The organism is Lacticaseibacillus zeae subsp. silagei, from assembly GCF_030770335.1.
GTDB classification, from domain to species: Bacteria; Bacillota; Bacilli; order Lactobacillales; family Lactobacillaceae; genus Lacticaseibacillus; species Lacticaseibacillus zeae.
This window is the reverse complement of record NZ_CP132484.1, coordinates 652,709-676,640: the sequence shown is the minus strand read 5'-3', so window position 1 is coordinate 676,640 and position 23,932 is coordinate 652,709. Positions and strand designations below refer to the sequence as shown.

General features: G+C 47.7%; 24 protein-coding genes. 9 read left to right on the top strand and 15 right to left on the bottom strand.

Annotated elements, in window-relative coordinates; genetic code table 11:
• Positions 1-309: 309 nt before the first annotated feature.
• The 5 genes from LACZS1_RS03165 to LACZS1_RS03145 form a co-directional block, all read right to left on the bottom strand.
• Positions 310-453: a hypothetical protein gene (locus LACZS1_RS03165; RefSeq protein ID WP_005684115.1), complete on the bottom strand. Its 144-nt coding sequence runs from the start codon at positions 451-453 to the stop codon at positions 310-312.
• Between the two features lie 158 nt (positions 454-611).
• Positions 612-941 carry a helix-turn-helix transcriptional regulator gene (locus LACZS1_RS03160; protein WP_083311639.1) on the bottom strand — a complete coding sequence of 110 codons (330 nt, stop codon included), beginning with the start codon at positions 939-941 and terminating at the stop codon, positions 612-614.
• Between the two features lie 19 nt (positions 942-960).
• On the bottom strand, positions 961-1,287 hold the full coding sequence (locus LACZS1_RS03155; protein WP_414973778.1) for a type II toxin-antitoxin system RelE/ParE family toxin: 327 nt from the start codon (positions 1,285-1,287) through the stop codon (positions 961-963).
• Between the two features lie 88 nt (positions 1,288-1,375).
• Complete coding sequence (locus tag LACZS1_RS03150; protein ID WP_070652116.1) at positions 1,376-4,501, bottom strand: AAA family ATPase; 3,126 nt, start codon at positions 4,499-4,501, stop codon at positions 1,376-1,378.
• Positions 4,498-5,622 carry an exonuclease SbcCD subunit D gene (locus tag LACZS1_RS03145; RefSeq protein WP_070652115.1) on the bottom strand — a complete coding sequence of 375 codons (1,125 nt, stop codon included), beginning with the start codon at positions 5,620-5,622 and terminating at the stop codon, positions 4,498-4,500. The genes LACZS1_RS03150 and LACZS1_RS03145 overlap by 4 nt, the downstream gene beginning before the upstream one ends.
• Before the next feature lie 65 nt (positions 5,623-5,687).
• Between LACZS1_RS03145 and LACZS1_RS03140 the strand changes: the two genes are divergently transcribed.
• From LACZS1_RS03140 to LACZS1_RS03100, 9 genes are all read left to right on the top strand, one after another.
• Positions 5,688-6,314, top strand: coding sequence for an HAD family hydrolase (locus LACZS1_RS03140; protein WP_047107291.1), 627 nt, complete (start codon positions 5,688-5,690; stop codon positions 6,312-6,314).
• A 501-nt stretch (positions 6,315-6,815) separates the two neighbouring features.
• On the top strand, positions 6,816-7,580 hold the full coding sequence (locus LACZS1_RS03135; RefSeq protein WP_010493497.1) for a DeoR/GlpR family DNA-binding transcription regulator: 765 nt from the start codon (positions 6,816-6,818) through the stop codon (positions 7,578-7,580).
• A gap of 57 nt (positions 7,581-7,637) precedes the next feature.
• Positions 7,638-8,066, top strand: a complete 429-nt coding sequence (gene lacA, locus LACZS1_RS03130) for a galactose-6-phosphate isomerase subunit LacA (protein WP_010493495.1) — start codon at positions 7,638-7,640, stop codon at positions 8,064-8,066.
• A 45-nt stretch (positions 8,067-8,111) separates the two neighbouring features.
• On the top strand, positions 8,112-8,630 hold the full coding sequence (lacB, locus tag LACZS1_RS03125) for a galactose-6-phosphate isomerase subunit LacB (protein ID WP_010493492.1): 519 nt from the start codon (positions 8,112-8,114) through the stop codon (positions 8,628-8,630).
• A gap of 57 nt (positions 8,631-8,687) precedes the next feature.
• Entirely contained in the window at positions 8,688-9,689 is a 1,002-nt protein-coding gene (locus LACZS1_RS03120) for a tagatose-bisphosphate aldolase (protein WP_093997872.1), read from the top strand.
• 131 nt (positions 9,690-9,820) lie between these two features.
• A complete protein-coding gene (lacC, locus tag LACZS1_RS03115) occupies positions 9,821-10,759 on the top strand; it encodes a tagatose-6-phosphate kinase (RefSeq protein WP_070652114.1) in 939 nt (312 codons plus the stop codon).
• 20 nt (positions 10,760-10,779) lie between these two features.
• Positions 10,780-11,460 carry a DUF4867 family protein gene (locus tag LACZS1_RS03110; RefSeq protein WP_070652113.1) on the top strand — a complete coding sequence of 227 codons (681 nt, stop codon included), beginning with the start codon at positions 10,780-10,782 and terminating at the stop codon, positions 11,458-11,460.
• Positions 11,461-11,541: 81 nt separating this feature from the next.
• Positions 11,542-12,567 (top strand): serine hydrolase domain-containing protein, encoded by a 1,026-nt coding sequence (locus LACZS1_RS03105; RefSeq protein WP_070652112.1) that lies wholly within the window; start codon positions 11,542-11,544, stop codon positions 12,565-12,567.
• 119 nt (positions 12,568-12,686) lie between these two features.
• Positions 12,687-13,454, top strand: coding sequence for a sulfite exporter TauE/SafE family protein (locus LACZS1_RS03100; protein ID WP_070652111.1), 768 nt, complete (start codon positions 12,687-12,689; stop codon positions 13,452-13,454).
• Between the two features lie 246 nt (positions 13,455-13,700).
• Here LACZS1_RS03100 and LACZS1_RS03095 read toward each other — a convergent pair whose 3' ends face one another.
• The 10 genes from LACZS1_RS03095 to LACZS1_RS03050 form a co-directional block, all read right to left on the bottom strand.
• Positions 13,701-14,180: a hypothetical protein gene (locus LACZS1_RS03095; protein ID WP_070652110.1), complete on the bottom strand. Its 480-nt coding sequence runs from the start codon at positions 14,178-14,180 to the stop codon at positions 13,701-13,703.
• Between the two features lie 113 nt (positions 14,181-14,293).
• Positions 14,294-14,722 (bottom strand): PTS sugar transporter subunit IIA, encoded by a 429-nt coding sequence (locus tag LACZS1_RS03090; RefSeq protein WP_025013202.1) that lies wholly within the window; start codon positions 14,720-14,722, stop codon positions 14,294-14,296.
• 33 nt (positions 14,723-14,755) lie between these two features.
• Positions 14,756-15,577: a PTS galactosamine transporter subunit IID gene (agaD, locus tag LACZS1_RS03085; protein ID WP_083311638.1), complete on the bottom strand. Its 822-nt coding sequence runs from the start codon at positions 15,575-15,577 to the stop codon at positions 14,756-14,758.
• Positions 15,564-16,370, bottom strand: coding sequence for a PTS galactosamine transporter subunit IIC (gene agaC, locus LACZS1_RS03080; RefSeq protein WP_039639554.1), 807 nt, complete (start codon positions 16,368-16,370; stop codon positions 15,564-15,566). Before agaC ends, agaD begins: the two co-directional genes overlap by 14 nt.
• Before the next feature lie 30 nt (positions 16,371-16,400).
• Entirely contained in the window at positions 16,401-16,895 is a 495-nt protein-coding gene (gene agaB, locus LACZS1_RS03075; protein ID WP_025013201.1) for a PTS galactosamine transporter subunit IIB, read from the bottom strand.
• Positions 16,896-17,549: 654 nt separating this feature from the next.
• Positions 17,550-18,560, bottom strand: coding sequence for an aldose epimerase family protein (locus LACZS1_RS03070; RefSeq protein ID WP_070652108.1), 1,011 nt, complete (start codon positions 18,558-18,560; stop codon positions 17,550-17,552).
• 477 nt (positions 18,561-19,037) lie between these two features.
• Positions 19,038-20,033, bottom strand: coding sequence for a LacI family DNA-binding transcriptional regulator (locus LACZS1_RS03065; protein ID WP_070652107.1), 996 nt, complete (start codon positions 20,031-20,033; stop codon positions 19,038-19,040).
• 42 nt (positions 20,034-20,075) lie between these two features.
• Positions 20,076-21,533, bottom strand: a complete 1,458-nt coding sequence (locus tag LACZS1_RS03060) for a UDP-glucose--hexose-1-phosphate uridylyltransferase (RefSeq protein ID WP_070652106.1) — start codon at positions 21,531-21,533, stop codon at positions 20,076-20,078.
• Positions 21,530-22,525, bottom strand: a complete 996-nt coding sequence (gene galE, locus LACZS1_RS03055; RefSeq protein ID WP_070652105.1) for a UDP-glucose 4-epimerase GalE — start codon at positions 22,523-22,525, stop codon at positions 21,530-21,532. Before galE ends, LACZS1_RS03060 begins: the two co-directional genes overlap by 4 nt.
• A gap of 67 nt (positions 22,526-22,592) precedes the next feature.
• Positions 22,593-23,759, bottom strand: a complete 1,167-nt coding sequence (locus LACZS1_RS03050) for a galactokinase (RefSeq protein WP_070652104.1) — start codon at positions 23,757-23,759, stop codon at positions 22,593-22,595.
• Between the last annotated feature and the right edge of the window lie 173 nt (positions 23,760-23,932).

The window sequence follows — 23,932 nt, the reverse complement described above, 5'->3', positions numbered from 1 at the left end:
CGCTCCACCTATAGTTATACCACAAATTAGCACTTGTGAACGCCGAGTGCTAAAGTTTTTTGAAAAAAGTTTGGTTTGCGGTTGTTATGGGACGTCATTATTGTATTTTCAGCCTGTGCATTCGCCTATACCTTTGTTGGAAGTAGATATCATCGGGGTACTTGTGGTTGTGACCGTAAGTGATTTTAGCGGCATTGGTATTTGTTCTATTGTCTGCAAAGATAGGTTGGGCTGTTACGTTCTATAACGCGCTCAACAAAAAAAGATCCCAAACAATTTCTCATTTGGAATCCGTGACTTAGCTAAAAATTAGTTTTCATTTTCAAGGCGTTCTGCTTCTTCGTCAATCGTTTCGAAACCTGACTTCTTAGGCTTCTTTTCAGGATGTTCTTGGCGCTCCTTTTCGACCTTAGCGATCAAAGCTTTCTTCTGTTCTTTGCTCAATGATGCCATGTGATGTCGCCTCTTTTTGGTGTGAGTTAGAAGGTTTGACCCTTTCAACTTCTGTTATACCACTTAAATGGCACCTTGACACACCAAATTTTAATCTGATCACCGACTCAGGAGAAGAACAAATGAATTTTTGGCCTTCTAAGCCAGGTTTTCCAGGCTTATTTCTCTTGGGATTTCGCCCAATCGAATCGTTTAACTTGATCAAGGTCATCGGTCTCAGCCTGTGACAACCGATAATTAAAGTCAAGCTGTAAAAGCCATCTAGCACTAAGACCAGTGGCTTGCTCAATTTTCCGCGCAACATTGATGCTCATATACGCATGCCGGTTCAAAATAAATGAGAGCTGCTTTTGCGAAACGTCAATGTGCTCCGCAAACTCAGACTGCGTAATATTGTGATACGCCATCAGTTCCTTCAACGCATCAGCTGCCGAAGTCGTTGGCACAATGTTCATGGGTACTGAATCATTAAAGTCTACTTCAAACATAAGTGAAGGACCTCCTTCTTTAGTGGTAATCTTCAATGCCTACAAAAACAACTGCCACGATTTCTGCAGTATCCACAGATTCTTGATATTCGTCATCAAATCCAATAAATAGTAGTCGATAATTAGCACTGATATCAACCGCAAATATTCCTTGCCGATCACCCTTCAAAGCGTGAAGCCGTGATGGTGGAAATCTGGACACGTCATCCAACGTTGTCGCCGCTGCAATTTCATCAATTCTCGCCGCAATTCTTCTACCGACACTAGTTCCGAAAATTCGATTTCGTATACGCGGATCTGTTAATTGTCTTTCCAGTCTGTTGTTCTTCGCCCTAGCCTCCATCAACACCCTAACCTTCTTATGGCATATTACCATGAAGGTATATTCCTTTCAAGTAAATTTTAAACTAAAACCATTCCACAGCAAAGCGCAACTATGCCATATGCAGCACTTTCAGCCGACTGCGCCCAGTTCCTGCCGGTTGTACCTGGAGCTGATCAGGAATATTATCGCGTAATTCCGTGACGTGGGAAATAATGCCGATCAGCCGCGATTCGCCTTCCAATGACTCGAGGGCGTTCATGGCCACATCAAGGCTATTGGTGTCCAAGCTGCCGAATCCTTCATCAACAAACAACGCATCAATGTTGATGCCGCCACTTTCCTGTTGAATCACCTCGCCCAATGCTAATGCCAAACTAAGGGCTGCAATGAAGCTTTCGCCGCCAGATAGCGTCTGGACTGCGCGCTGTTCGCCAACCTGATCATCATAAACATCTATTTCCAAACCGGAATGAATTTTCTGCGTGCCTAGATCGGTGTGCAGCACAAACTGATACCGCTGATTGGACAGAACCTGCAACCGCGTGTTGGCAACGTCCAGAATTTGCTGAAGATAGGCTTGCAGAACATACCGCTCCAAGCTCAGTTTCTTCGGCCCATTGCCGTTCATCACTGTGGTTAACGTCTGTAAGTCAGCATATGCAGCCAAAGCAGTTTGATTTTTTGCTAAAATGTCCGCAGCCTGCTTCAACAGCTTCTTGGCCGTGTCATGCGCCTGCTGCACTTCAATCAATGCGGTCTGGGCCTTGGTAGCTGCAGCTTCCGTCGAAGCAGCCTGTTCTTCAAGTTGATCAAGCGCCGGCTCGTGCTGATCGCCAATGGTTTTATTGCTGGATTCCAATAACGTCTTTTGCTTCAAAACCGCATTGTTATAGTCTTGAGTCTGCTGTTGCAAAATCGGCAATTGATCCAATTGCTCTTTTAGTAAAGTAAATTGTTTGGATCCATCTGCGCCAAAATATTCTGTTACTGCTTGTAAAAAGGCCGTCGCTGCTTCCTGATGGTCTTTTTCCAGCTTGGTGATTTGCTCCGTGGCGTGGCGCTCATCGGCATGGAGTCCGGCTAGTTGGCGATCCAAGTCGTTTACTTTATCTTGTGCGGCTTGTTGGTTTTTCTGATACGTGTCAACCGCTTGGGTCAGTTCCGCTGACTGTGCGGTCACGGTTCCCAAATCGCCGGTCCCTTCAGGTAGCGCCGCTTGCATCGTCGCCAGCGCACTCGTAGCTGTAGCAGCCTCAAGTTTGGCAGTATTAACTGCATCTTGAGCGGCTTGAACCTTGTCCGTATCCTTCGTGACAGCGGTTTGCAACGATTTCAATGCTGTCTCAAGCGCTGTTTGTTTTGCCTCGGCCGCTGCCAGTTGCTTCACGATTTTGGTAGTCTCAGCTTCAAACGCACCCAATTGAGCTAAAATATCGGCATTGTCAGCACTAGAACTCATGAGATTTGGCTGCTGGGCCAGTTTTTCCACAAAGTCACGTTGGGCAACACTAGCTTTTCGGGTCGCCGCTGCCTGTTGCTCTTCAAGATTTTTAAGCTGCGTTTGCAGAGTTGTTTCTTTTGCGGCAGCCTGCTGACGCGTTTGTTCTGCCTGCTTGATGGCCGCCTCGGTTACCAATGGTTCAGTCGTGGCAACGGCTGGGTGGGGATGCTCAAGGCTGCCGCAAACCGGACAAGGCGTGCCTGGTTCCAGCTTAGCCGCCAGCCGGGCAATTTGCTGTTTGATTTGGGTTTGTTGCAGGTCATTTAGTTGTTGCGCTGTCGTTTTGCTGGTCTGTGTCGCCTTTTCCAACGAAGCTTTAACTTTTACTAACTTTTCTCCAAAAGTAATGGCATCTTTTTGCGCTTCCTGGTAGTTCGCTGCAATCGGCGTCAAGGTCGCCAATAACTGTTTATGTTCGGCTGCTTGATTTGCTAAATCGGTCACTGACAAGTCAGATAATTCGGTTTGCTTCTGGGTGAGCGTTTGTTGATCATCCGCAAGTTTTTGCTGCGCCTTCTTCAATGCAGCACTTGCTTTCGTGACCGCAGCGGCTTTCATCGCTGCCTGTTGTTTTTGCGCGCTCATGGCAACAAGTTGTTCGCGAACCGCCTGCAGCTGATCAAGCTGTTTTTGCTTCGCGTTGATCGCCGTCTCTTGTTGCTGCAGCTCGGCCAAGCTTGCTTTAGCCTGATCCATGGACTGTTGGATCGTCACCAAAGTTGCCTGGGTCTGCGTTGCTTGCTTCCGCGCGGCTGTCAAATCCTGCGCTGTGGTTTCGAATCGTTGCGCAGCGGCTTCATGTTGCTGAACCCAGGTTAATTGAGCCATGCGTTTCAGTCGGTCTTGTTGAGCCGGTTCCTGCTCAGCGAGTTCCGCCAGGGCAGCGGTGGTCTGTTCGCGATCTTTGAACGCTTGCGCCAACTGTCTGCCTGCTTGAAGTGCGGTCTGCGCAACCTGATAGGCATGATGACTGCTATCGGCAGCTTTTTGTCGTGCCGCAACTGTCACCGCTTGTTTTTCGACAGTCTCCCGCATCAAGTCCAACTTGTCCGCTGGGGTGCCATTTTCATCTGGCTCGACTTCAAAATTAAACTGAGATGTCAGCAGGTTGAGCATGCGTTCCTGATCCTGAATTTCCGCACCCTGCTCTTTGGTTTTGGCCAACATCGCTGTCTGCCAACGCTGAATGAGCTGCGTGCCAAATAAATCACGCAGTAAGTCTTCCTTAGCATTGCTGTCCGCATCCAAAAAGTGCCGAAAATCACCTTGAGGCAACAGCACAATCTGGCGAAACTGTTTGGCATCCAGATGCAAAACCGCATCTAACTGCGCCTGCACCTGATTCTTCTTGGTATATTCCGCTACCTGCTTATCGCCATCCGCGATCGCCAGCACGACCTTAGCCTTAACCTCGGTAAGCCCATCTCCGCGCTTTTTTTGTTGCAACTGTTGCGGCTGCCGCGTGACCGAGTAGTGTTTGCCATCATGTTCAAACGTCAACGTCACCTTGGTCAAATCATGATGGCTGGCAAAATTCGACCGCATCTGAACGCCATCACGCTCGCCGGAAGTTTCACCATATAAGGCATACACCAGCGCGTCAAAAATGGTGGTTTTCCCGCTGCCGGTCGGACCGCTGATCAGAAACAAGGGGCTGGTCTGAAAATCATCAAAATCAACCGTTTCATCTGCATATGGGCCAAAAAACTGCATGTGTAATTCTTTTAGTTTCATTGCTTCTGCTCACTTTCTGCTGCGGCAAGACCAGCTTTTGCCCATTTTAACTGATCAGCCGTCAGCTCGGTTTGCATCAGTTCTTCATAAAAGGCCTTCAATAAACTGATCGGATCCAGATCACGTTGCCGCTGCTGTAATGGTTTCACCGCCTGGACACCATTTTCGCGGCGTAAGCTGATGATGCGTGGATAAATCTGCCGCAACTGAGCCATCACATTGGGAATCACCTGGGTATCGGTTAAATCAACCCCGATGTAGGCATCTCGATCCTGCTTTTGGTAATACGCCGGATCGGTCAAATCAGCATAGCTGGCTTTTAATTCCAGTAAGTCATGCTGTGGCTTCAGCGGCACAAATTTCCGCTGCATCGTTTCGGTGTCCACAATGTAGACACCCTTCTCCTGCTTCGCCTCGCCTACTGCATACTTCAGCAAAGCGCCGCTGTATTGAATTTTTGGCTCGCCATGCAGCGCGTTGTGATTATGTAAATGGCCCAACGCAACATAATCAAACGCCGCCAAATCATCGATCGGCACCGCGTCTAGGCCGCCGACATTCACTTTTGTTTCCGAAGCGCTATGGTCACTGCCAGCCGCAAAAAAATGGCTCACTAAAATATGCCGCATCCCCGGTTTGAACAGCGTCTTCATCTTGGTAACGATCGGCCGAATCGCCTGTGCGACGTTTGTAACGGTCTGATCCTGAAAATAATCGCGAACCGCGAACGGCTCAAAATAAGGTAGTAGGAAAAATTGAACGCCATCCATCTCAACCGGCGTGAATGCTTCGGCTAACTGCGTATTAACAAACATTTTGGTGGCAGAAAACCAGGAACGGCCTGTCCGCAAACGCACCGCCGAATCGTGGTTGCCCGAGATCACCAACAACGGGTAATGCAATTCGCGATTCAACTTCACGAGCATCCGATCCAACACCGCCACCGCCGCCTCGCTCGGCAATGCCCGATCATATAAATCGCCGGCAATCACAATGGCGTCTACCTGCTGTGCCTTCGCAACCGCCACCAGCTGATCAAAAACCGTCTGTTGGTCTGCTAATAAGTCAAAATCGTTTAATTTTTTGCCAATATGCCAATCGGCTGTGTGTAAGAATCGCATTTGAACGCCTTTCTTTGTTACCGCTTACTTGCTACAATAATATTGATTGTTTAGGAGGAAAATTTATGAACACGTTTATCTTTGATATCGATGGAACCTTACTCGATAATGTCGAGGGTTATCTTTACGGCTTGCAGAAAACGCTGCGGCGGCACGGTCGCAAGGTACCCATCCAGGATCTGACTTGGACCAATGGCCGCGCCGGTGTCGACAGCTTAAAAGAGCTCGGCTTTAGCGATGCGGAAATCCCCACGGTTCACGAAGAATGGCGGGAAGATTCTAAAGCCTTTTTGACTGACGTGAACTGGTTCCCCAACATGCAAACTGTTCTTAAACAGTTAGGCCAGCAATATAAACTCGGACTCGTCACGTCAAAAGATAAACCGCAGTTTCTTGAAGAAGACAAGAAGTATCACTTCAGCCCTTATTTCCAGACGGAGGTTGTCGCTGGTGAAGCTAAACGCAACAAGCCATTTGGCGATCCGATCACGTTAGCTCGTGAACGGCTGGGCGGCACCCCTGAAACAACGGTCTACATCGGTGATACGTCAACCGATGCCCAAGCAGCCGCCGATGCCAATGTCGCTTTTGCGCTTGCCGGATGGACCACGCCGCCTTCACCGGCCGTCGCCCCGCGCATCGCTGTCTTGCATCAAGCCGCCGATTTGCTGAAGCTGCCCGACTTAGGATAAACGGTTGTTTCTATTATATACTACGCATTTGTTACGCTAACGTCATTTTAAAAAGGCCAAAAAAATGGACAAGAAATCGATCATACTCATATAGAAGCTTTTAGAAAAGCCGACCCTCGACGAACTTTGCCTGTAGGGATCGACTTTTCTTTGGTTTTATCAACTGATTGGTGCAGCAGATGACGCACTTTCACCTTCACCAGAAAAGCTCATCTTTAAATGGCTTCTAGCCTATCGCAACCGTATGCCAAGCAGAAATTGTGCGAACGGTATATACCGAGCGTTAAAATCTGTTATATTCTGTTCACTTTTTCGTGCAATTTGTGAGCTTATTCAGGTAATAACCAATTTCTTAAAGATTCAAACAAGTCGCCAAAAACCATATAACCAACGGAAAACATTGTCATTATGAGCTTGACGAATGATTCCCCCGGTGGTAACTTAAAACTGTAATAAGGAACAAAAACAAACAACAACGAACAGATTATGTGAGGTGATTCAATGTTAAAAGACGAGCGCTTGCTGACAATCCGTAACTTAGTGGATCGCAAAGGGATTGTGACCGTTAACGAAATTGGTGATAGTTTAGGTGTTTCAACCATGACCGTGCGCCGGGATCTGGAAGAGCTCGCCGATCGAAATGAGTTAATCCGCATTCACGGTGGTGCCCAAAGCACGCATTTTAAGCCGCTAACCGAATTATCCCGAAACGAGAAGCGATCCATTCATGTCAACGAAAAACGCAAAATTGCTGCGACCATCGCAGACATCATTACGTCAGGCGATACGGTGTACATCGGTCCCGGCACGACCATGGAACTCATTTCCCAGTACCTCAAAAAACCGGAAGTGCGCATTATTACCAATAGCCTTCCTGTTTTTCAGAGTTTTCAGGATCGTGCAGATTATTTTTCACTGAAACTGATTGGTGGCCAGCTGCGAGAGCGCTCCGGTGCTTTCATTGGCAGCTTAGCTAATGAGATGTTAGCTCACCTCACGACTACCAAGGCATTTATCAGTGTCAACGGGATTGCCGACAACCATATCAGCAATGCCAGTCCTGAAGAGGGACAGACCCAGCGGATTGCCCTCAACAATGCCGGCATGAAGTTTGTTGCTGCGGATCATTTTAAACTGAATCGACAAGATTTTTACAGCTTCTATGACCTCGATCAGACTGATGGCCTCATCACGGATGATGGTATCAGCGCTGACGATAAGCAGCATTTTAGTGAGTATACCTCTGTTATCGTAGGAAAAGCATAACGCGTTTACTGGCGCAGGCGCCGGTTCACGCTCACACACACAAAGGAGAATTGAATTATGGATGTCATTATTGGTGCAGACAAAGACGGTTTTGCAATGAAGGAACAGGTTAAGAAGTATTTGGAGGATCATCAGTATCAAGTTGCTGATGTGACCCCTGAACCTGCTGAAGATTTTGTTGAATCTGCTTTGGCAGTGACAAAGAAGTTGCTGAACGGCGACGCTCACAAAGCGATTATGTTCGACCGCTATGGTGTTGGCTCAGCTATGGCTTCTAATAAAGTCAAAGGCATGGTCACTGCCGTTGTTCAAGAAGAAAACACGGCGCACATGACCGCTGAACACAATGGCGCCAAGGCTATTGCTATCGGCACCGGCATCACCGGCCCTGATCGCGCCATCGCGATCGTCCAACGTTACCTCGACACCGAATATGCTGGTGGCCGTCATCAGATTCGGTTAGACATGTTGGAAAAGATGATCTAAGTTACGTCTCCGTTTATTTAAGCCAAGAAAGGAAGTTTCATCCTAATGATTATTGCAATCGGAAATGACCACATTGTCACCAATGAAAAAATCCAAGTCTCCAATATGCTGAAAGACATGGGCTACAAGGTAATTGATGAAGGTACCTATGACACGCATCGTACTCACTACCCAATTTATGGCAAACGCGTTGCTGAAGACGTTGCTGATGGGCGCGCAGATTTAGGTATCGTAATGTGCGGAACCGGTATCGGTATCTCAACTGCTGCCGACAAAAACGAAGGCGTTCGTGCCGCGATGGCCAATGACGCAACTTCAGCAGTTTATGCCCGTGAACAATTAAATGCCAACGTCTTAGGCATTGGTGGTGCCGTTACCGGTATCCACTTGATTGAAGATACGGTTAAAGCTTTCCTTGACGCAACCTACAAGGAAACACCGGAAAACAAAAAGATCATTGACAAGATTGACAACATTGCCAAGCCTAACCCAGAACAAAAAGACAATCCGCACTTCTTCGATGCTGAACTCGAAAAGTGGGACGAAGGCGTTTATCACGACTAATTTGGCTTCATGAGCATTAACGCGCTCACTAGCCCTTACTAATGGAGGAATTCTCATATGACTGTTACCCTTACTGCTGGTCAATTTAAACACTTACAAAAACTTTCCGATGACAACAATGTTATCTCCGCTTTGGCCATTGATCAACGTGGTTCCCTGAAGAAGATGCTGGCAGCCGCTGCCAACAAGCCGGCTGATGAAACCACCATCGTTGATTTCAAAAAGGCTGTTTCTGAAGAATTAACCAAATACGCCAGTGCCATTCTGCTCGATCCAGAATATGGCTTACCGGCTGCCAAGGTGCGCGATCCTAAGTCCGGTCTGTTACTTTCTTATGAAAAGACCGGCTACGATGCCACCGAACCTGGCCGCTTCCCTGATTTGATTGACAATCAGAGTGCATTGCGCATCAAGAATGAAGGCGGCGACGCGGTTAAGTTCTTGCTGTACATTGATCCAGACGAACCAGACTCAATCAACGATCGCAAGTACGCCTTTGTTGAACGTGTTGGTGCCGAAGCTAAAGCCAACGACCTGCCGCTGTTCCTTGAATTGGTTTCTTACGATGGCAAGACCAATGAAACCGGCACTGCTGCATGGGCTAAGGCTAAGCCAGAAAAGGTTATCAAGATCACCAAGGAATTCAGCAAGCCACAATATAACGTTTCTGTCCTCAAAGTTGAGGTGCCAGTTGACCAGAAGTTTGTTGAAGGCTTCACCGATGAAGGCGTGACCCCGGTTTACACCAAGGAAGAAGCCGCGAAGTATTACAAGGCACAGTCAGATGCCACCGATCTGCCGTTTATTTTCCTTTCGGCAGGCGTTTCAAATGAATTATTCCTCGAAGAACTCAAATTCGCTAAGGAAGCAGGTTCAACCTTTAATGGTGTTCTCTGCGGTCGCGCAACTTGGAAGCCAGGCGTTAAGCCATTTGCTGCTGAAGGCGAAGCTGCCGGCAAGAAGTGGCTGGAAACCGAAGGCAAAGCTAACATCGATCGTTTGAACAAGGTTTTGGCTGAAACTGCCACCCCTTGGACGGACAAGGTTACCCACGATTAGTTCGTGTGTAGGCCATAAAAGCCGACTCCCCAGGGAATCGGCTTTTATTAAATGAACGACTGGCGAAAGCGCAGAATGATGTTTAATGAATGCGCGCCAGCTCACGCTCAACTTAAAAGGAGAAAAATTCCATGATTTTAACGGTCACTCTAAACCCCTCAATCGACGTTTCCTACCCACTCGAACATCTCAAAATTGACACGGTGAATCGCGTCAAAAATGTTCGTAAGACCGCTGGTGGTAAGGGGCTGAATGTTTCCCGGGTGATTCACATGCTGGATCACGATCTTACTGCGACCGGTTTTATCGGCGGCTATTTTGGCAAATGGTTGGAGCATCAACTGGATCAAGATGGTATCGCCCATGATTTTCTGCCGATCGATGCGGAAACCCGCAGTTCGATCGCAATGCTGCATGATGGCGGCAAGCAAACAGAGATTCTTGAAGCCGGACCAACAATTACCCCTGAAGATGCACAAAAGTTTCTCGATCACTTTGACAAATTGCTGAATCAGGCAGACCTGCTGACGATTTCCGGCTCCATGCCACAAGGACTACCCGAAGATTATTACACGCAAATGATCGCCCACGCCGGCGCCAAAAACGTCGAAGTCTTGCTCGACACATCCGGCGCCACTTTAAAGTCAGCACTCGAAGCACCGGTGAAGCCGCTTTTGATCAAGCCAAACGAAGAAGAACTGGCTGGTCTGCTTAACCGCGAAGTCGATAAAACCGATTATGCCGCGTTGAAACAAGACCTCCAGGATCCGATTTTTGATGGCGTTGATTGGATTGTCGTTTCTTTGGGATCAGCAGGCGCCTTTGTTAAGCATCAAGACAAGTTTTATCACGCCGCCATTCCTAAGATCCAGGTCGTCAATCCGGTTGGTTCCGGCGATTCAACCTTAGCCGGGCTCGCCATGGGCATTCACGATGGTAAGTCTGACGAAGACATTATGAAGACGGCGATGACCACCGGGATGCTCAACACGATGGAAGCTGAAACCGGCTTCGTCAACCCGGCCAAGTTCGCTACCTATTTTGCCAAAGTCACGATTGAAAATTACTAATTTTGGAAAGAAGCCATTAAATGTCAACTTTTGAAAAGATTCAGCAGTTGAATCCAGATAAGCAGATTCATCAGCTAACGGATCCGGTGTTTGCCGATTACGGCGTCATCTACCCGCAATACGATGTCAGTGAGCTCAAAACGTTCATGGACCAAAATGTGACCATCCCTGCCCCAACCGCAGCCAACCTCTATGTCCCGTCCAACCCGAATATGGAAAAGATTCCGGTTGTCCAGCAAATCGGCCGCGATGTTTTCGCTGGCCTGCCAATTGAAGCAGGTGAATGTGCCGGCCACGCCGAAGCTTTAACCGCCGTAGAATTCCACCAAGGCAGTGAAGTGAACGTCTTTTTCACAGATGTCGTCATGGTCATCGGCAAGCGCGGCCAAATGCACGCTGGCAAATTCAACGCGGAAAAAGATGCCAAATTGTTCTTCGTTCCAGCTGGCACCGTGGTTGAATTCTTCAGCGACACGTTGCACTACAGCCCGTGTGAAGCCCATGCCAGTGGTTTCAAGTTTATCGTGATACTGATCCGCGGCAGTAATCAACCCTTACCAGCTGATTACCACACTGACAACAAGCTGATCGTTAAACAAAATAAGTTCCAAGTCGTTCATGCCACCCGTACCGATAAAATCAAGCAAGGGATCCAAATCGGCGTGACAGGCGAGCTCGTCAAAGTGGCACATTTAGATTAATCAATCATGGCCGACGACGCCGATGCCCCAACAAGCACAAGCTAAGACTCGACCGATCGTTCATTTTTGGAGGCGTTTTTTATGGTAGAACTAGAATCAGTTAAAGATGAATCACCATTAAGTCGTTCCTTACAAACCGAACACTATAACGGCGCAGTCGCAGTGGTAACTGCCGACAAAGAGTTAGCAGCAGATTCGCAAGGCTTCGCGCATATCGATATGAAGGTTCCGTTCGCATCGCATACGCTCAGCGGTGCCGGAACTGTCACGCAACAATTTTTTGGTGTTTTGCTCATGCAATTTGTCGAAAAAGGTGCATTAAAGCTGACTGACAAACTGTCACAATATGTGCCTGAATATAAGCAGGCTGACAAAATCACCATCGGCCAGCTCGCCACCATGCAAAGCGGAGTTCCTGATTACTTAACGCTCATGGCTGAACCGTTCAAGGACAACGCTCCAGCCACCTTGCCGGCTGAGCGTCTGGCCTTACAAATCAACCAGCACAATGCCGCTGACATGGATCTGGCCAAAGTCTTGGACGTCATTGATGATCAACCGTTAGCCTTCAAGCCAGGCAGCCAGACTGCTTATAGTGCCACCAACGCCATTTTGCTAGGCGAAGTGCTTGATCGGCTCACTGAGGAACGCCCACTTGAAGCCATTTTAAAGAAAAACATTTACGATCCTTTGGCTTTGACACATACCAAAATCGGTACCTCACACGCTTTTGCCGAAAGCTATCACTGGATTGCCGGCAACCCGAACCTCGCTGGTAAAGGTGACGAAAATCAGGCAGATCGCGGCTTAGTCACAACAGTCGACGATCTTGAAAAGTTTGCGCAAGCTGTCTTGAAAGGTAAGTTACTCAAAGCCGCAAGCTGGGAAACCATCTTCAAGGCTGCTGAAGGTGGCTACGGATTCGGCTGGCACAAGCTTGCTGACGGCTGGTTAGGCAACAGTGGCAGTGTCCTCGGTTATACCGGCTTACTCAGCATCAACCGCAAGCAGAAAAAGGCTGCGGTCGCCCTGACGAATGTTCTAAAGCCGCAAGCTGATATGACAGAATTCGTTGATAAAATTCAGCGGGCTGCACAAGAGCTTTAAACTTCATAGACAAGAAACCCCGGCTGAAGCCACCAACTTCAACCGGGGTTTTCTTGACATTCATGACATCTTAGCGAGACACTAACAGAGAAAAATTGAAAAGCAGATGGAGCGCAATCATGACATTTTGGTTATTCATTTACTTTATCGGCGCCGGCATCCTCGGCGGCTTATTGGCTTCGATTGCTGGCTTAGCTTCATTAGTTTCCTACCCAGCACTGCTCATAGCCGGCATCCCGCCAGTCATCGCCAACGTGACCAACACGGCCGGACTGGTACTTTCCGGAATCGGCGCAACCGCGTCATCATCCCGCGAACTTCGCGGTGAAGGCAAACTGGTGACCGGCTTAACCGCCCTCACGCTAGCAGGCGGCATTCTCGGATCTGCACTTCTACTTATTGAGCCGGCATCCACATTCGAACACGTCGTCCCCTTCTTCATCTTGTCAGCCGGTGTTCTTCTCTTAGTCAGCGGACACCAAGCGGACCGGAAGAATGTCCCTGCCTTACGCGATCAGAACAAGTTCGGCCTGGTTTTAAAAGCTATCGGTCTCTTCTTGATCGGTGCCTACACCGGTTACTTCGGTGCGGCAGGCGGCGTCATTATCCTCGCAATTTTAACGCTCAGCCTACCCCAGCGCTTTGCGGTGCTTAACGCCTTCAAGAACGTCATGGCCTTCATGGCTAACGCAGTCGCGACGATTATTTACGCATGGACTGGCAAAATTGATTGGCTAGTAGTTCTCCCGCTTGGCATCGGCTTTCTGATCGGCGGCTACTGTGGTCCGATCGTTGTGCGGCATGTTCCGGTGAGATTGTTACGGATTTTAATTGCGTTTGCTGCGTTTGGGCTGGCGGTGGATTTGTTTGTGAAGGCCTATTTTTAGTTAACCCATTGAGCCAGCAATTAATTAAAAAACCCTATTAGACTCAAGCCAAACGGAGACGTTACAGATAATCAGCACCAGATTCACAAAAAGGTAAGTTTTCTCACTCCTACAAGTGATCTTTTTCAGTCCCAAAAGCCGCCACAAAGGAAACCATACGCAAACAGCTAATCCGCATAGACAGATTAGCTGTTTTTGGTTCCATCTTACTGACAAACGCAGACCCCAAAGCATTGACTCAACCAGTCACACTTTAGCAGACTTTGGCTTCTTCTTATTCTGCATAAATTGCTTAACTGTCACGACTTTTCCCTGATTAAGTGGTTGAAGTTCTTCTCCAGAGAGCATCAGAGCATGGTTTTGCAATGATATCTGGTGACTTTCTGATTCCGACTCCTCATGTCCACCCCAATCATTTGTCGTTAAAGCCTGCGAATTTGGATAGGTAAAAGTTGATAATTTTTCCGGCTTCAAGTCAATGACTGTTCCATCTTTGCGGAACGATCCCTCTTCTATTTTAAAGCTAGCAGGTGCTTGGGGATTTTCACTAACATTGGTGATATTGATGACGTAATGCCCACTGTTTTTTAAATTGATGACAGTGCTTGTCATACCGTGTCCTATGAAGAATGTTCCCAAATAGAAGTACTTACGTCGTTGGTAGAGCATAATGCCCATACCGGCCGCAATCATTGCTAAAACAAGAATCGAAATGTTAGTCGCCATATCATTCACCTCATGTAACTGATTCTACCATGCAAATTTGTCAGAAAAGGGGTGTGACTAGAAAGCCACGCCCCTTCCTCAATAACTGTATCTCCTAGATAAGTCAGCGACAACTAGATACCGTCATCAGAGCCAGTAGCCATATTGTCTGGCATATCCAGCGTAAACTTTTGCGTGCCTTGTTTTGATGCAGCAATAATCGCATCAGCATAGGCATCGGCATTGTCATAGTCACTGAATACAGATTCAAGTAACGACCCTAGGTTACAGCCAGAGACAACCGCCAATTGCGGATTTTTGCTAGCTAGAGTTGCCGCCACTTTATACGGGGTTCCGCCAGCTAAATCTGTAAAAAACAGTGTCGGCTTGGGATCAGATCCAAGAATCGTTTCAAACTTAGCTTGAAGTTGTTTATCACTCATACCTTCTGAAAAGTTTACGAACGACCAGTTGTCTGGAACGCTAGCCAGAAGATGTAGCGCACCTTTGAACCCATCGGCAAAAGTACCATGCCCGGTGACGATCACTTGAACTTTACTCAATGTCTAATTCCTCCTCAAATCATTTACTAACAGCTACATCCAACCGATGGCCGCCATAACAATGGCAAGTGCAAAGGTTACGACAATTAACCAAATTGGGTTAACATTCTTCTTCAACAGCCAGTACAGCAAGAAGACAAAGGCAAATGGCAGAATGTTCGGGAAGATTTTATCCAGCAACTGCTTTTGCAAGTTGATAACCGTATTCCCGGCACCAATTTTAATGGTGAGTGACATCTTGACATAACTGGCGATCAAACCACCGATAACGGTCAAGCCCAAGATAGAAGCAACGTGTGAAATGATTCGAGAGTTTTCCTGAATGACATCAATCGCTCGCGTACCAAGGTTATAACCCAAGTGTGCCAATGGAATACGAGACCAGAATAGGAACAGGTAAACCAGGAAGAACAGAATTGGTCCAAAAACGTTCCCGTTCTTCGCGATTGAGGCAGAAATACCACCGACAATCGGCATAATGGTGAACCAGAAGATCGCATCACCAATGCCGGCCATAGGACCGAACAATGCGTTCTTTAAACCTTTAATGGTTGTCCGATCAACATGGCCTTCTTCCATCGTCAGTAGCAATCCCATCAGGATAGGATACAGTGGCGGTGAACTGTTGATGAATTCCATGTTATCGGTCATAACGGCTTTAAGGCCCTCAGGATCATCTTTATAGATCTTTTGCCAGTATGGCAGCTGCGCCCAAGTCCAACCTGGTGAATGCATTCGTTCATATGAGAAGGATGCCTGAACTAAGTTAGACCGAATCCCAAGCATGGAGATTTCATGATTGGTAAACAAGCTTTTCTTTTGTGTCTTATCATTCTTGTCATCAGATGCCATCATTCATGCCTCCTCCTTGAGATTGATTTTGAACTTCCTTAACTTGCTTCTCTAACTTGATCTGATCACGGCTGCGATAGAACTCGATCAGTGCAAATACTGCGCCAACCAAAGCAACTGGCAGAACATTTGAGAATGGGATCATTGAAGCCATAACGAATCCCAAAAGCAGATATGCAAAGTATTGACCTTTTAACATAACCTTCAACAACATTGCAAACCCAACAGCTGGTAAAATACCGCCAGCTAATTCAAAACCATGTGTTAACCAGTGAGGCATTGAAGTAACAAGTGCCTTCATTGGGCCCTGTGCTGCATATGCACTCAGGAAAGCCATGATCCCGAAGGACAATGTAACGATCGTGAGCGGAATGAAATTCAGACGTTTAAACGCCCCTGCATTTCCTTCAGCGGCATATTGATCAAATTTCGGCAAAAACAGTGAAAAGCTGGAGTAGAAGAACAGCAGAATATATTGCATTAACATCGCGAACGGTAATGAAAGACCAATTGCCGTTGCTGGAGCTGTTTTGTTAGTTGCCGCAATAACCACCGTCATAATCCCGCAAAGAACCGTGTTCGGCGGTTGTGTCCCGCCGGCAGGAGTCAATCCGGCAAAAGCTAGTTCAGTTAACCCGCCAGCAATGACACCGAGCTGTAAATCGCCCAGAATAAGGCCAGTGACTGTGCAGACAATAATCGGACGGAAAATGAAGAACGCCTGTAGCCAGCAATCAAGACCTGATATCATTGCCCAAAGCGCGATTAACACCCCTTGAGTTAAGGTAACATCCATGAACCTGACACCTCCAATTTAATCTATTGACTATTTGACATTCTTTAACAAGTCAGCAGTAATTGGTGTCTTCTTATCACCCGGATAGTCCTGAATGAAAATATTGACGCCAGCGTTCACAATTGCTAACAGATCCTCTTTGTCTTGTTCATCGACATAGACCTTCTTAGTAATCTCTGTCTTGCCCTGAGCAAAGTGCATATTGCCCACATTGACTTCCTTGATTGGCACACCGTTCTCAACTAACTTGCGAGCGTCGGCTGGCGTCTTAATAACGATAAAGATGTGCTGACGATCGGCAGCCTTACCAATAATGTCAATGGTATGTTGAACCGTAAAGAAACGGATACCAGCGCCTGAAGAGTCAGCTGTCGTTGCCATTAACTTCTGCTGGAGCGGATCATTAGCAGCCTGGTCGTTAGCAACCAGAATCAGATTTGCATTAACAGCACGTGTCCATGTAACCCCAACCTGGCCGTGCACCAAACGGTTGTCAATTCGTGTAAAAACAATATTTGCAGCCATCACTTTTCACCTCCTTATAAAAATATTATTCGCAGCGTGAACAGAAACTGACGGTGTGTTTTTGCTCTGCGTCATGCTATTTGTAAACCTGATCCTTCTAACAAAGTAAACCAGAATAGGCCTTTTATAGCGCTTTCAAGAACTAGATCAAAAACCAGTCTGATTGAGCGGCATTACAAAAGCGATCGGGCATTTTTTAAATGAACAACATCTGGGGAAATGCCAATTTTGAATCAAAAAGTTACATCGGCCACCGCTTAATCATTTGTCAGCAATTTGTTAACTATTGTTTGTTCCTGTTCACTTTTAATTATAAACAAGCGTTTTCAGTAGTCAAGAAAATCCTCAAAAAGGTTGGCAAATTATTGAATGAATTTTATAGAGAGTTTAACCCCTTGTTGTGCAAGTACTTAGACAATCTATAAAACTTTGCAAATTAATGAAGTAGATTATTCACGCCAGAATTTTTCCTAACAAAAAAGAACAAATTAAAACAAATAGGCCTCAATTTAATTGGCAACCATTGACTTCGCTTTTTGCCATCTATGATGCATAACCTGATGCCATTAACACCTAAGCACAAGAAAAAAGCCTTCCTAATCAAGGAAAGCTTCCTCCTGTGCAAATAACCCACTAGTTAAAAAACACTATGTCTTATTCAAACGTCCAAGTATTCGCCAACGTAAATGGCTCACCCGGCAACAGCGTGATCGCCGAGAGATCATCCCCGCTAACCGGCGCAAACTGGCATTCAAGAGCCACACCGTCAAACTGCTTGATGTTGTGGGGAAGACCCGTGCCATCGAAGTGATTGGCCGTGTAGACAACCACGCTTGGCGCGGTGGTGACTAAAGTCATGGTGTGCTTGGCAGTTTGAAGCTTGGCCGCCAGTGTTTTGCCGTTTTTCAAAAGAAATGGATGGTTAATGCCGCGCTCGGACGTGATTTGATCGGCACGGGTGTGGATGACATCGCCGAGTTTTTGGCCTTGGCGAAAATCGAACACAGTGCCGGATACCGGCTGCCAGCCTTGATTTGGCAGGTGTTCGGCGTCTAATGGCTTGTAGTCATCGGCCGGAATTGTCAACGTGGTGTCATCAATCGTGGCTGGTTGATCCAGCGCAAAGTAAGTATGGTTGGTCGGATTAAAGAGCGTTTCCGCGTCACTTAGCGCATCGACCCGATACTGTAAGGCATTTGCGTTGGTTAGCGTGTAGGTGACTTGCAACTTGAGATTGCCGGGATAGCCGTTGTGGCCGTCCGGATCGACGAACGTAAAGCTGGCGCTGGCGGTCGTTGCCGTTTTTTCGATGCGGAAATTGTAAACTTGCCGATCGAGGCCGTCATCCCCGCCATGAATGTGATTGTTGCCTTCGTTCATGGGCAAGTCGACTTTGACACCGCCGTGCTGCCAAACATGACCGCGGATCCGGCCGACAATGCGGCCAACTGTTCCGCCTAGAAAATTACGCTCTTTTGAGTAATCCTCACGACTTGGTAACGAGAGAATCATATTGTGCAACCCGTCAGCTTCCGGCAGCAGTACTTTTTCCAAAGTGGCACCGTAGTTTAACAGTTTGACCACCATTCCCTGATCATTGGTCAAGGTTAGTTCATACAAGTCGTGTCCTTGGTACTGACCATATTGTTCAACTGAAACGTCCATCATACCCTGCTATATAAAACGTGGAAGAATGTCTCTTTGACACCAATAAAGGTTTTACATATTTCCTTTCTTGATTGACAATCCTACATTTCATTTAGTCCCGTCAACAACGGTATTCCCACTCTGAAATAAATCATCATGACAGTGACCGTCTCCTGAACTTTAAGGGTATAGCCTACCCCGTTACTTTTGATTTCGCATAAGCCACCAGATTCTCAACGGTACCTCCTCTCGATTAGCTGGTTGAAAGCTACTTGAGAGAAAGCTTGAGATAGACGTCCAAACCAATACTAGCGCTTGGTAAGAACCACAATACCGTAAGACTTAGGCCCTTATCAAGACATTTCGCTAGTTAACTTGGTTTGAACACACGGACAGCTTCCACTTAATTATTCTGTCCATGTTGTACCGCTTAATTCCATATTGTTCATCATATTTGAGTGCTGTTAACACCCTCCTTAATCAGTGATGCATAGGCTACAAACTGCTTGCCCGCATCACAAGCTCACTCTTAAAATTGACTTGGCGTGGCACCCGCTTGGCGTCACTCAGCCTTGCCTGCAGCAATTCAACCGCCGTCTGGCCCATTTGATCCGTCGCCGCATGGACCGTCGACAGTGGTGGCGTCGTGAATTTGGCGACTGCCACATCGTTAAAACTAATGACGGACACCCGTTGCGGCACTGCTAAGCCAGCCTCGTTCAACGCGCGCAAGGCACCGACCGCCATGGTGTCGTTGGCAATAATGAAGCCATGCGGCAATTGGTCGCCTAACGTTTCAATCGCTTTTTTCATCAAGCGGTAGCCCGAATCCGGCGTAAATTCGCCGATTAACCGAAACTCAGGGCGTGCAAGTCCGGCGTCTTTCGCCGCACGATCAAATGTTACCGTACGCACATCCTGAAACTGCTCACGGCCGCTGCGACTCGTCTCAAGTCCGCCGAGAAAGCCAATATCATCAATGCCAACTTTGCGAAAATGCTCAATGATCTCTTTAATCGGCCCGGCATAATCGGCGGTAACCGAGTCGCAGTCAAACGCCAGCATGTTCTGATCAACAAAGACCACCGGCAGTCCCAATGCTTTCATTTTAGCCACTTCACCTGCGTCATATTTGCCTAACGCAATGATGCCTTGGATGTTGGCAACACTATCGCTATCCAGCTGCTCAAGGTGAAAATTCTGCAAATGGTACCCGACGCTAGCTGCTTTGGCTTCAATCGCGTATTGAATTTGCAGATAATAGAGATCATTCAGTTCTTCCTGCTCACTGCGCCATTGGACAAGGACCACCGTTGTCTGAGTGGGCACCCGTTTGCGTCGTCGCGGTTTATACGCTAGTTTCTCAGCGGTTTTCAAAACGCGCTGCCGCGTTTCTGGCGTCACAGCCAGCGTCGCGTCATAATTCAAAATTCGCGAAACCGTAGCGATCGACACCCCCGCCGCCTTCGCAATATCTGTAATCGTGGTCATCGATTCCCTCCGTTTCCCTGACTGTGCTGCCAAAAAGTGCGCTTAAAGCGTGCGGCAGAAGCGGCCAAACGCTTCCTGACCGATTTCATCGCGTTTGAACACGCCGGCATCTTCCAGCACGCGGGCAAAGACGCGGCCCACAGCTTCTTGCAGCTGGGCTTCTGCGTTATCCGGCGTCCACTGGTATTTGGCCTTAAGCTGGTCCGCCCAGGCTTTGTGCATCGGCTTCATGTCATTGGCTTCACCTAATAAATATTTTTGCACCTCAGCCAATTCCGTCTTGAGCCGTGCCGGTAAAATGGCGCGTCCCATCACTTCAATCAGTCCGATATTTTCCTTTTTAATATGCTGGACATCCTGATGCGGGTGGAAAATACCGTCAGGATACTGCTTACTGGTCTGATTGTCACGCAAAACCAGATCCAGTTGGTATTCGGAGCCGACACGACGGGCAATCGGTGTTACGGTGTGGTGCGGCTTACCGTCCACAAACGCCCGTACGTCAACGGATTCATCCGTATACTGATCCCATACCTGCCGAACATGTTCAGCGGCATTCACCAGTTCTTCGCGATCAGCGCTGACCAAGCGAATGACACTCATCGGCCACTTCACGATACCGGCGAAAACATGCGGATGGCCGCTAATCTCGACTTGGGTCTCAATTGGTGCCTTAGCCATCGGGAACGTATGCCGGCCACCTTGGTAATGCTCGTGAGCCAGCATCGAACCGCCAACAATTGGCAAATCCGCGTTGGAGCCGACAAAATACGTCGGGAACATGGCCACAATCGCCAACAGATTTTCAAATGTGCTCTGATCAATCACCATCGGTTCATGAATGGCATCCAAGAAGATCGCATGCTCATTGAAATAAGCATATGGCGAATATTGGAAGCCCCAGGTTTTCCCACCTAACAGGAAGCGGATAATCCGGTGGTTGGTACGTGCAGCAAAATTACTGCGACCTGCATAGCCTTCCGTTTGCAGGCACAACGCACATGCCGGATAACCGGACTGAGCGTGGGCTGCTGCGGCAATATCTTTCGGATCTTTTTCCGGCTTGGAGAGGTTGACCGTAATTTCCAAGTTGCCATACTCGGTTTTAGCCGGAAAGACCAGATTCTTGGCAATCGCCCGAGTTTGAATGTAATTATTCGCTCGACTCAAAGCAAAAAACCAGTCAGTCGCAGCCCGCGGACCCGCCTGATACTTATCCCAGAACATTTGGTTGACGCGACTCGGAGTCGGTGTGGCAAAATCCATCAGCTGCGCTTCAAGAATCTGGCGGGCTGACTGTGAATCCGGAATTTTACCGTTATCCTGGGCCGCTTGAACCATCAAATCCAGATTTTTCAGCGGATCCTCGTCACCTGGCAAGTCCAGTGCCGCATCCCCGATTAGGTTCAGCAACTTGTTGGTCAGGTACACGGCGTCCATGTGGGTATAATCAGGATTCAGCTTAATAATGGTCTCAATATGATTGGTAATTGCGGTCAATTACGGTCACCAAAGCCTTCCGGATGATTCTCGTGCCAGTTCCAGGCAGTCTCGATGATTTTGTCGATGTCATCATAGTTCGTTTTCCAGCCTAAGATGTCGCGTGCCTTGTCCGAGCTGGCGATTAAGGTACTTGGGTCGCCTGCACGCCGCGGCGCCATGGTTGCCGGAATCTTCTGGCCGGTCACTTTACGCGCGGCATTCAGGATTTCCATATTCGAGAAGCCGTGTGCGGAGCCGATATTGAAAGCCGATGACTGGTTGCCCGCGTTCAAATACTTCAATGCCAGTACGTGGGCATCAGCTAAATCAACCACATGTACATAATCACGAACATTGGTGCCATCCTTGGTTGGGTAATCATCGCCATAAATCTGCAGACCGGTCCGAGTACCTGCCGCAACCTGCAAAATGATTGGGATCAAGTGCGTTTCCGGATGATGATCTTCACCAATCGAACCATCTGGCATTGCCCCAGCCACGTTGAAGTATCGCAGCGCAACAAACTTCAGACCATAAGCAATGTCGGCCCAGTGCATGATCTTTTCCATGGCCAGTTTACTTTCGCCGTATGGGTTGGTTGGCACTTGCGGATCGGTTTCCTTAATCGGCACCTGCTTCGGTTCGCCATAAGTAGCAGCGGTCGATGAGAAGACAATCTTTTTAATGCCGAACTGGTTCATCGCTTCAAGCAGCGTGATCATGCCACCGGTGTTGTTGTCAAAATACTTCAGTGGATCTTTCATGGATTCCGGCACAATCGAAAAGGCCGCAAAGTGCACGATGCCGTCGATCTTTTCCTTGCTGAAAACTTGGCTCAGGAAGTGGTAATCGCGAATGTCGCCTTGGTAAAAACGGGCACGCGGATCAACCGCCTTGCGATGACCGGTAATCAAGTTGTCTAAAACAATAACATCTTCCCCGTCAGCCAATAGTTGCTTAACCGTATGTGAACCGATGTAGCCTGCGCCACCTAAAACTGCAATTGTCATGTTAATATTTTCTCCTTTACTTTTTGCTTCCGCATCCGTCTGCACTAACTGATATATTCCGTCAGCGCTAGTTTAACTGCTTAGCTCCGTCGGCAATGTCTGCCACATAGAAGTGCGCATCATAGCCGATCTTCTCAGTATAAGCTTTGCCAACGTTACTAATAAAGTCCTCGACGTCAGCGCTGTTAACAATCGCGATCGCGCAGCCGCCAAAACCGGCACCAGTCATCCGTGCACCTAAGACGCCGCGTTGTTTCAGGGCGTTGGTTACCAAAGTATCGAGTTCAACGCCGGTAACTTCATAATCAAAGGCCAAGGAAACCCCAGATGCGGAAACCAGCTTGCCGAAGGTCGTCAGGTCGCCTTTTTGCAATGCTTGTGCTGCCGTCAGTGTCCGTTGGTTTTCAAAAACCGCATGGCGGGCACGTTTGATCAGAATCGGGTCATAAATGAGGTAGGTATTTTCGTCAAATTCGTCTTCAGTCAGCTGACCAAGGCTCTTTACTTTGATGCCTTTTTGCAGCATTGCCAAAGCCTTTTCGCATTCACTGCGGCGTTCGTTGTACTTGGAATCAGCCAATTCGCGACGCTTGTTGGTGTTCATGATGACGATGACGTTATCGCCCATTTCAACCGGCAGATACTCGTATTTCATCGTGTTCGTGTCCAGCAAGGTTGCTTGGTTGGCGCGGCCCATTTCGACGGCAAACTGATCCATGATCCCGGAGTTAACGCCGATATAATCGTTTTCGACTTTCACGCCGAATTTAACCAAATCCAACGGGGCAAATCCGCCGTCAAAAAGATTGTTCAGAATCGTGCCGACCAGCATTTCCAACGAAGCTGAGCTCGATAAGCCGGCGCCATCCGGCAAATTACCATTAATATAAACGTTCAGGCCGTGGGTATAATTAATCCCCGCCGTCTTCATCACGCGCGCCATACCCTGGAAATAATCCGTCCACAAACCGCGCTTTTCCTGGAAAAGATCCGGGAACGGAATGTCGATGATACCAACCTTAGGGAAGTTAGCTGAATACAAACGGAACGCATTGTCTTCATTAGCACCAACCGCGGCATAAGTACCAAGCGAAATCGCGCAAGGGAAAACGTGCCCGCCATTGTAATCGGTATGTTCACCAATCAGGTTAATCCGTCCCGGCGCGAAGAACGTATGCTCCGCCTGCTTACCAAATTGCTCCGTAAAACCTTTCGTGACATCTGTACTGTTCACTCTTGATTCCTCCTATGTTTAAAAAAATACGTCAATTTGTTCGCGATTTTTGTAACCGTTTTTATTTTACTAAAAAAGTAGCGCAAATGGAAGCGCTATTGTCAAAATAATTTATTTGGATTGGGGCATGTGGTCGTTCCTTGCTGTGTTATCTGGTTATGTTTTACTAAAAT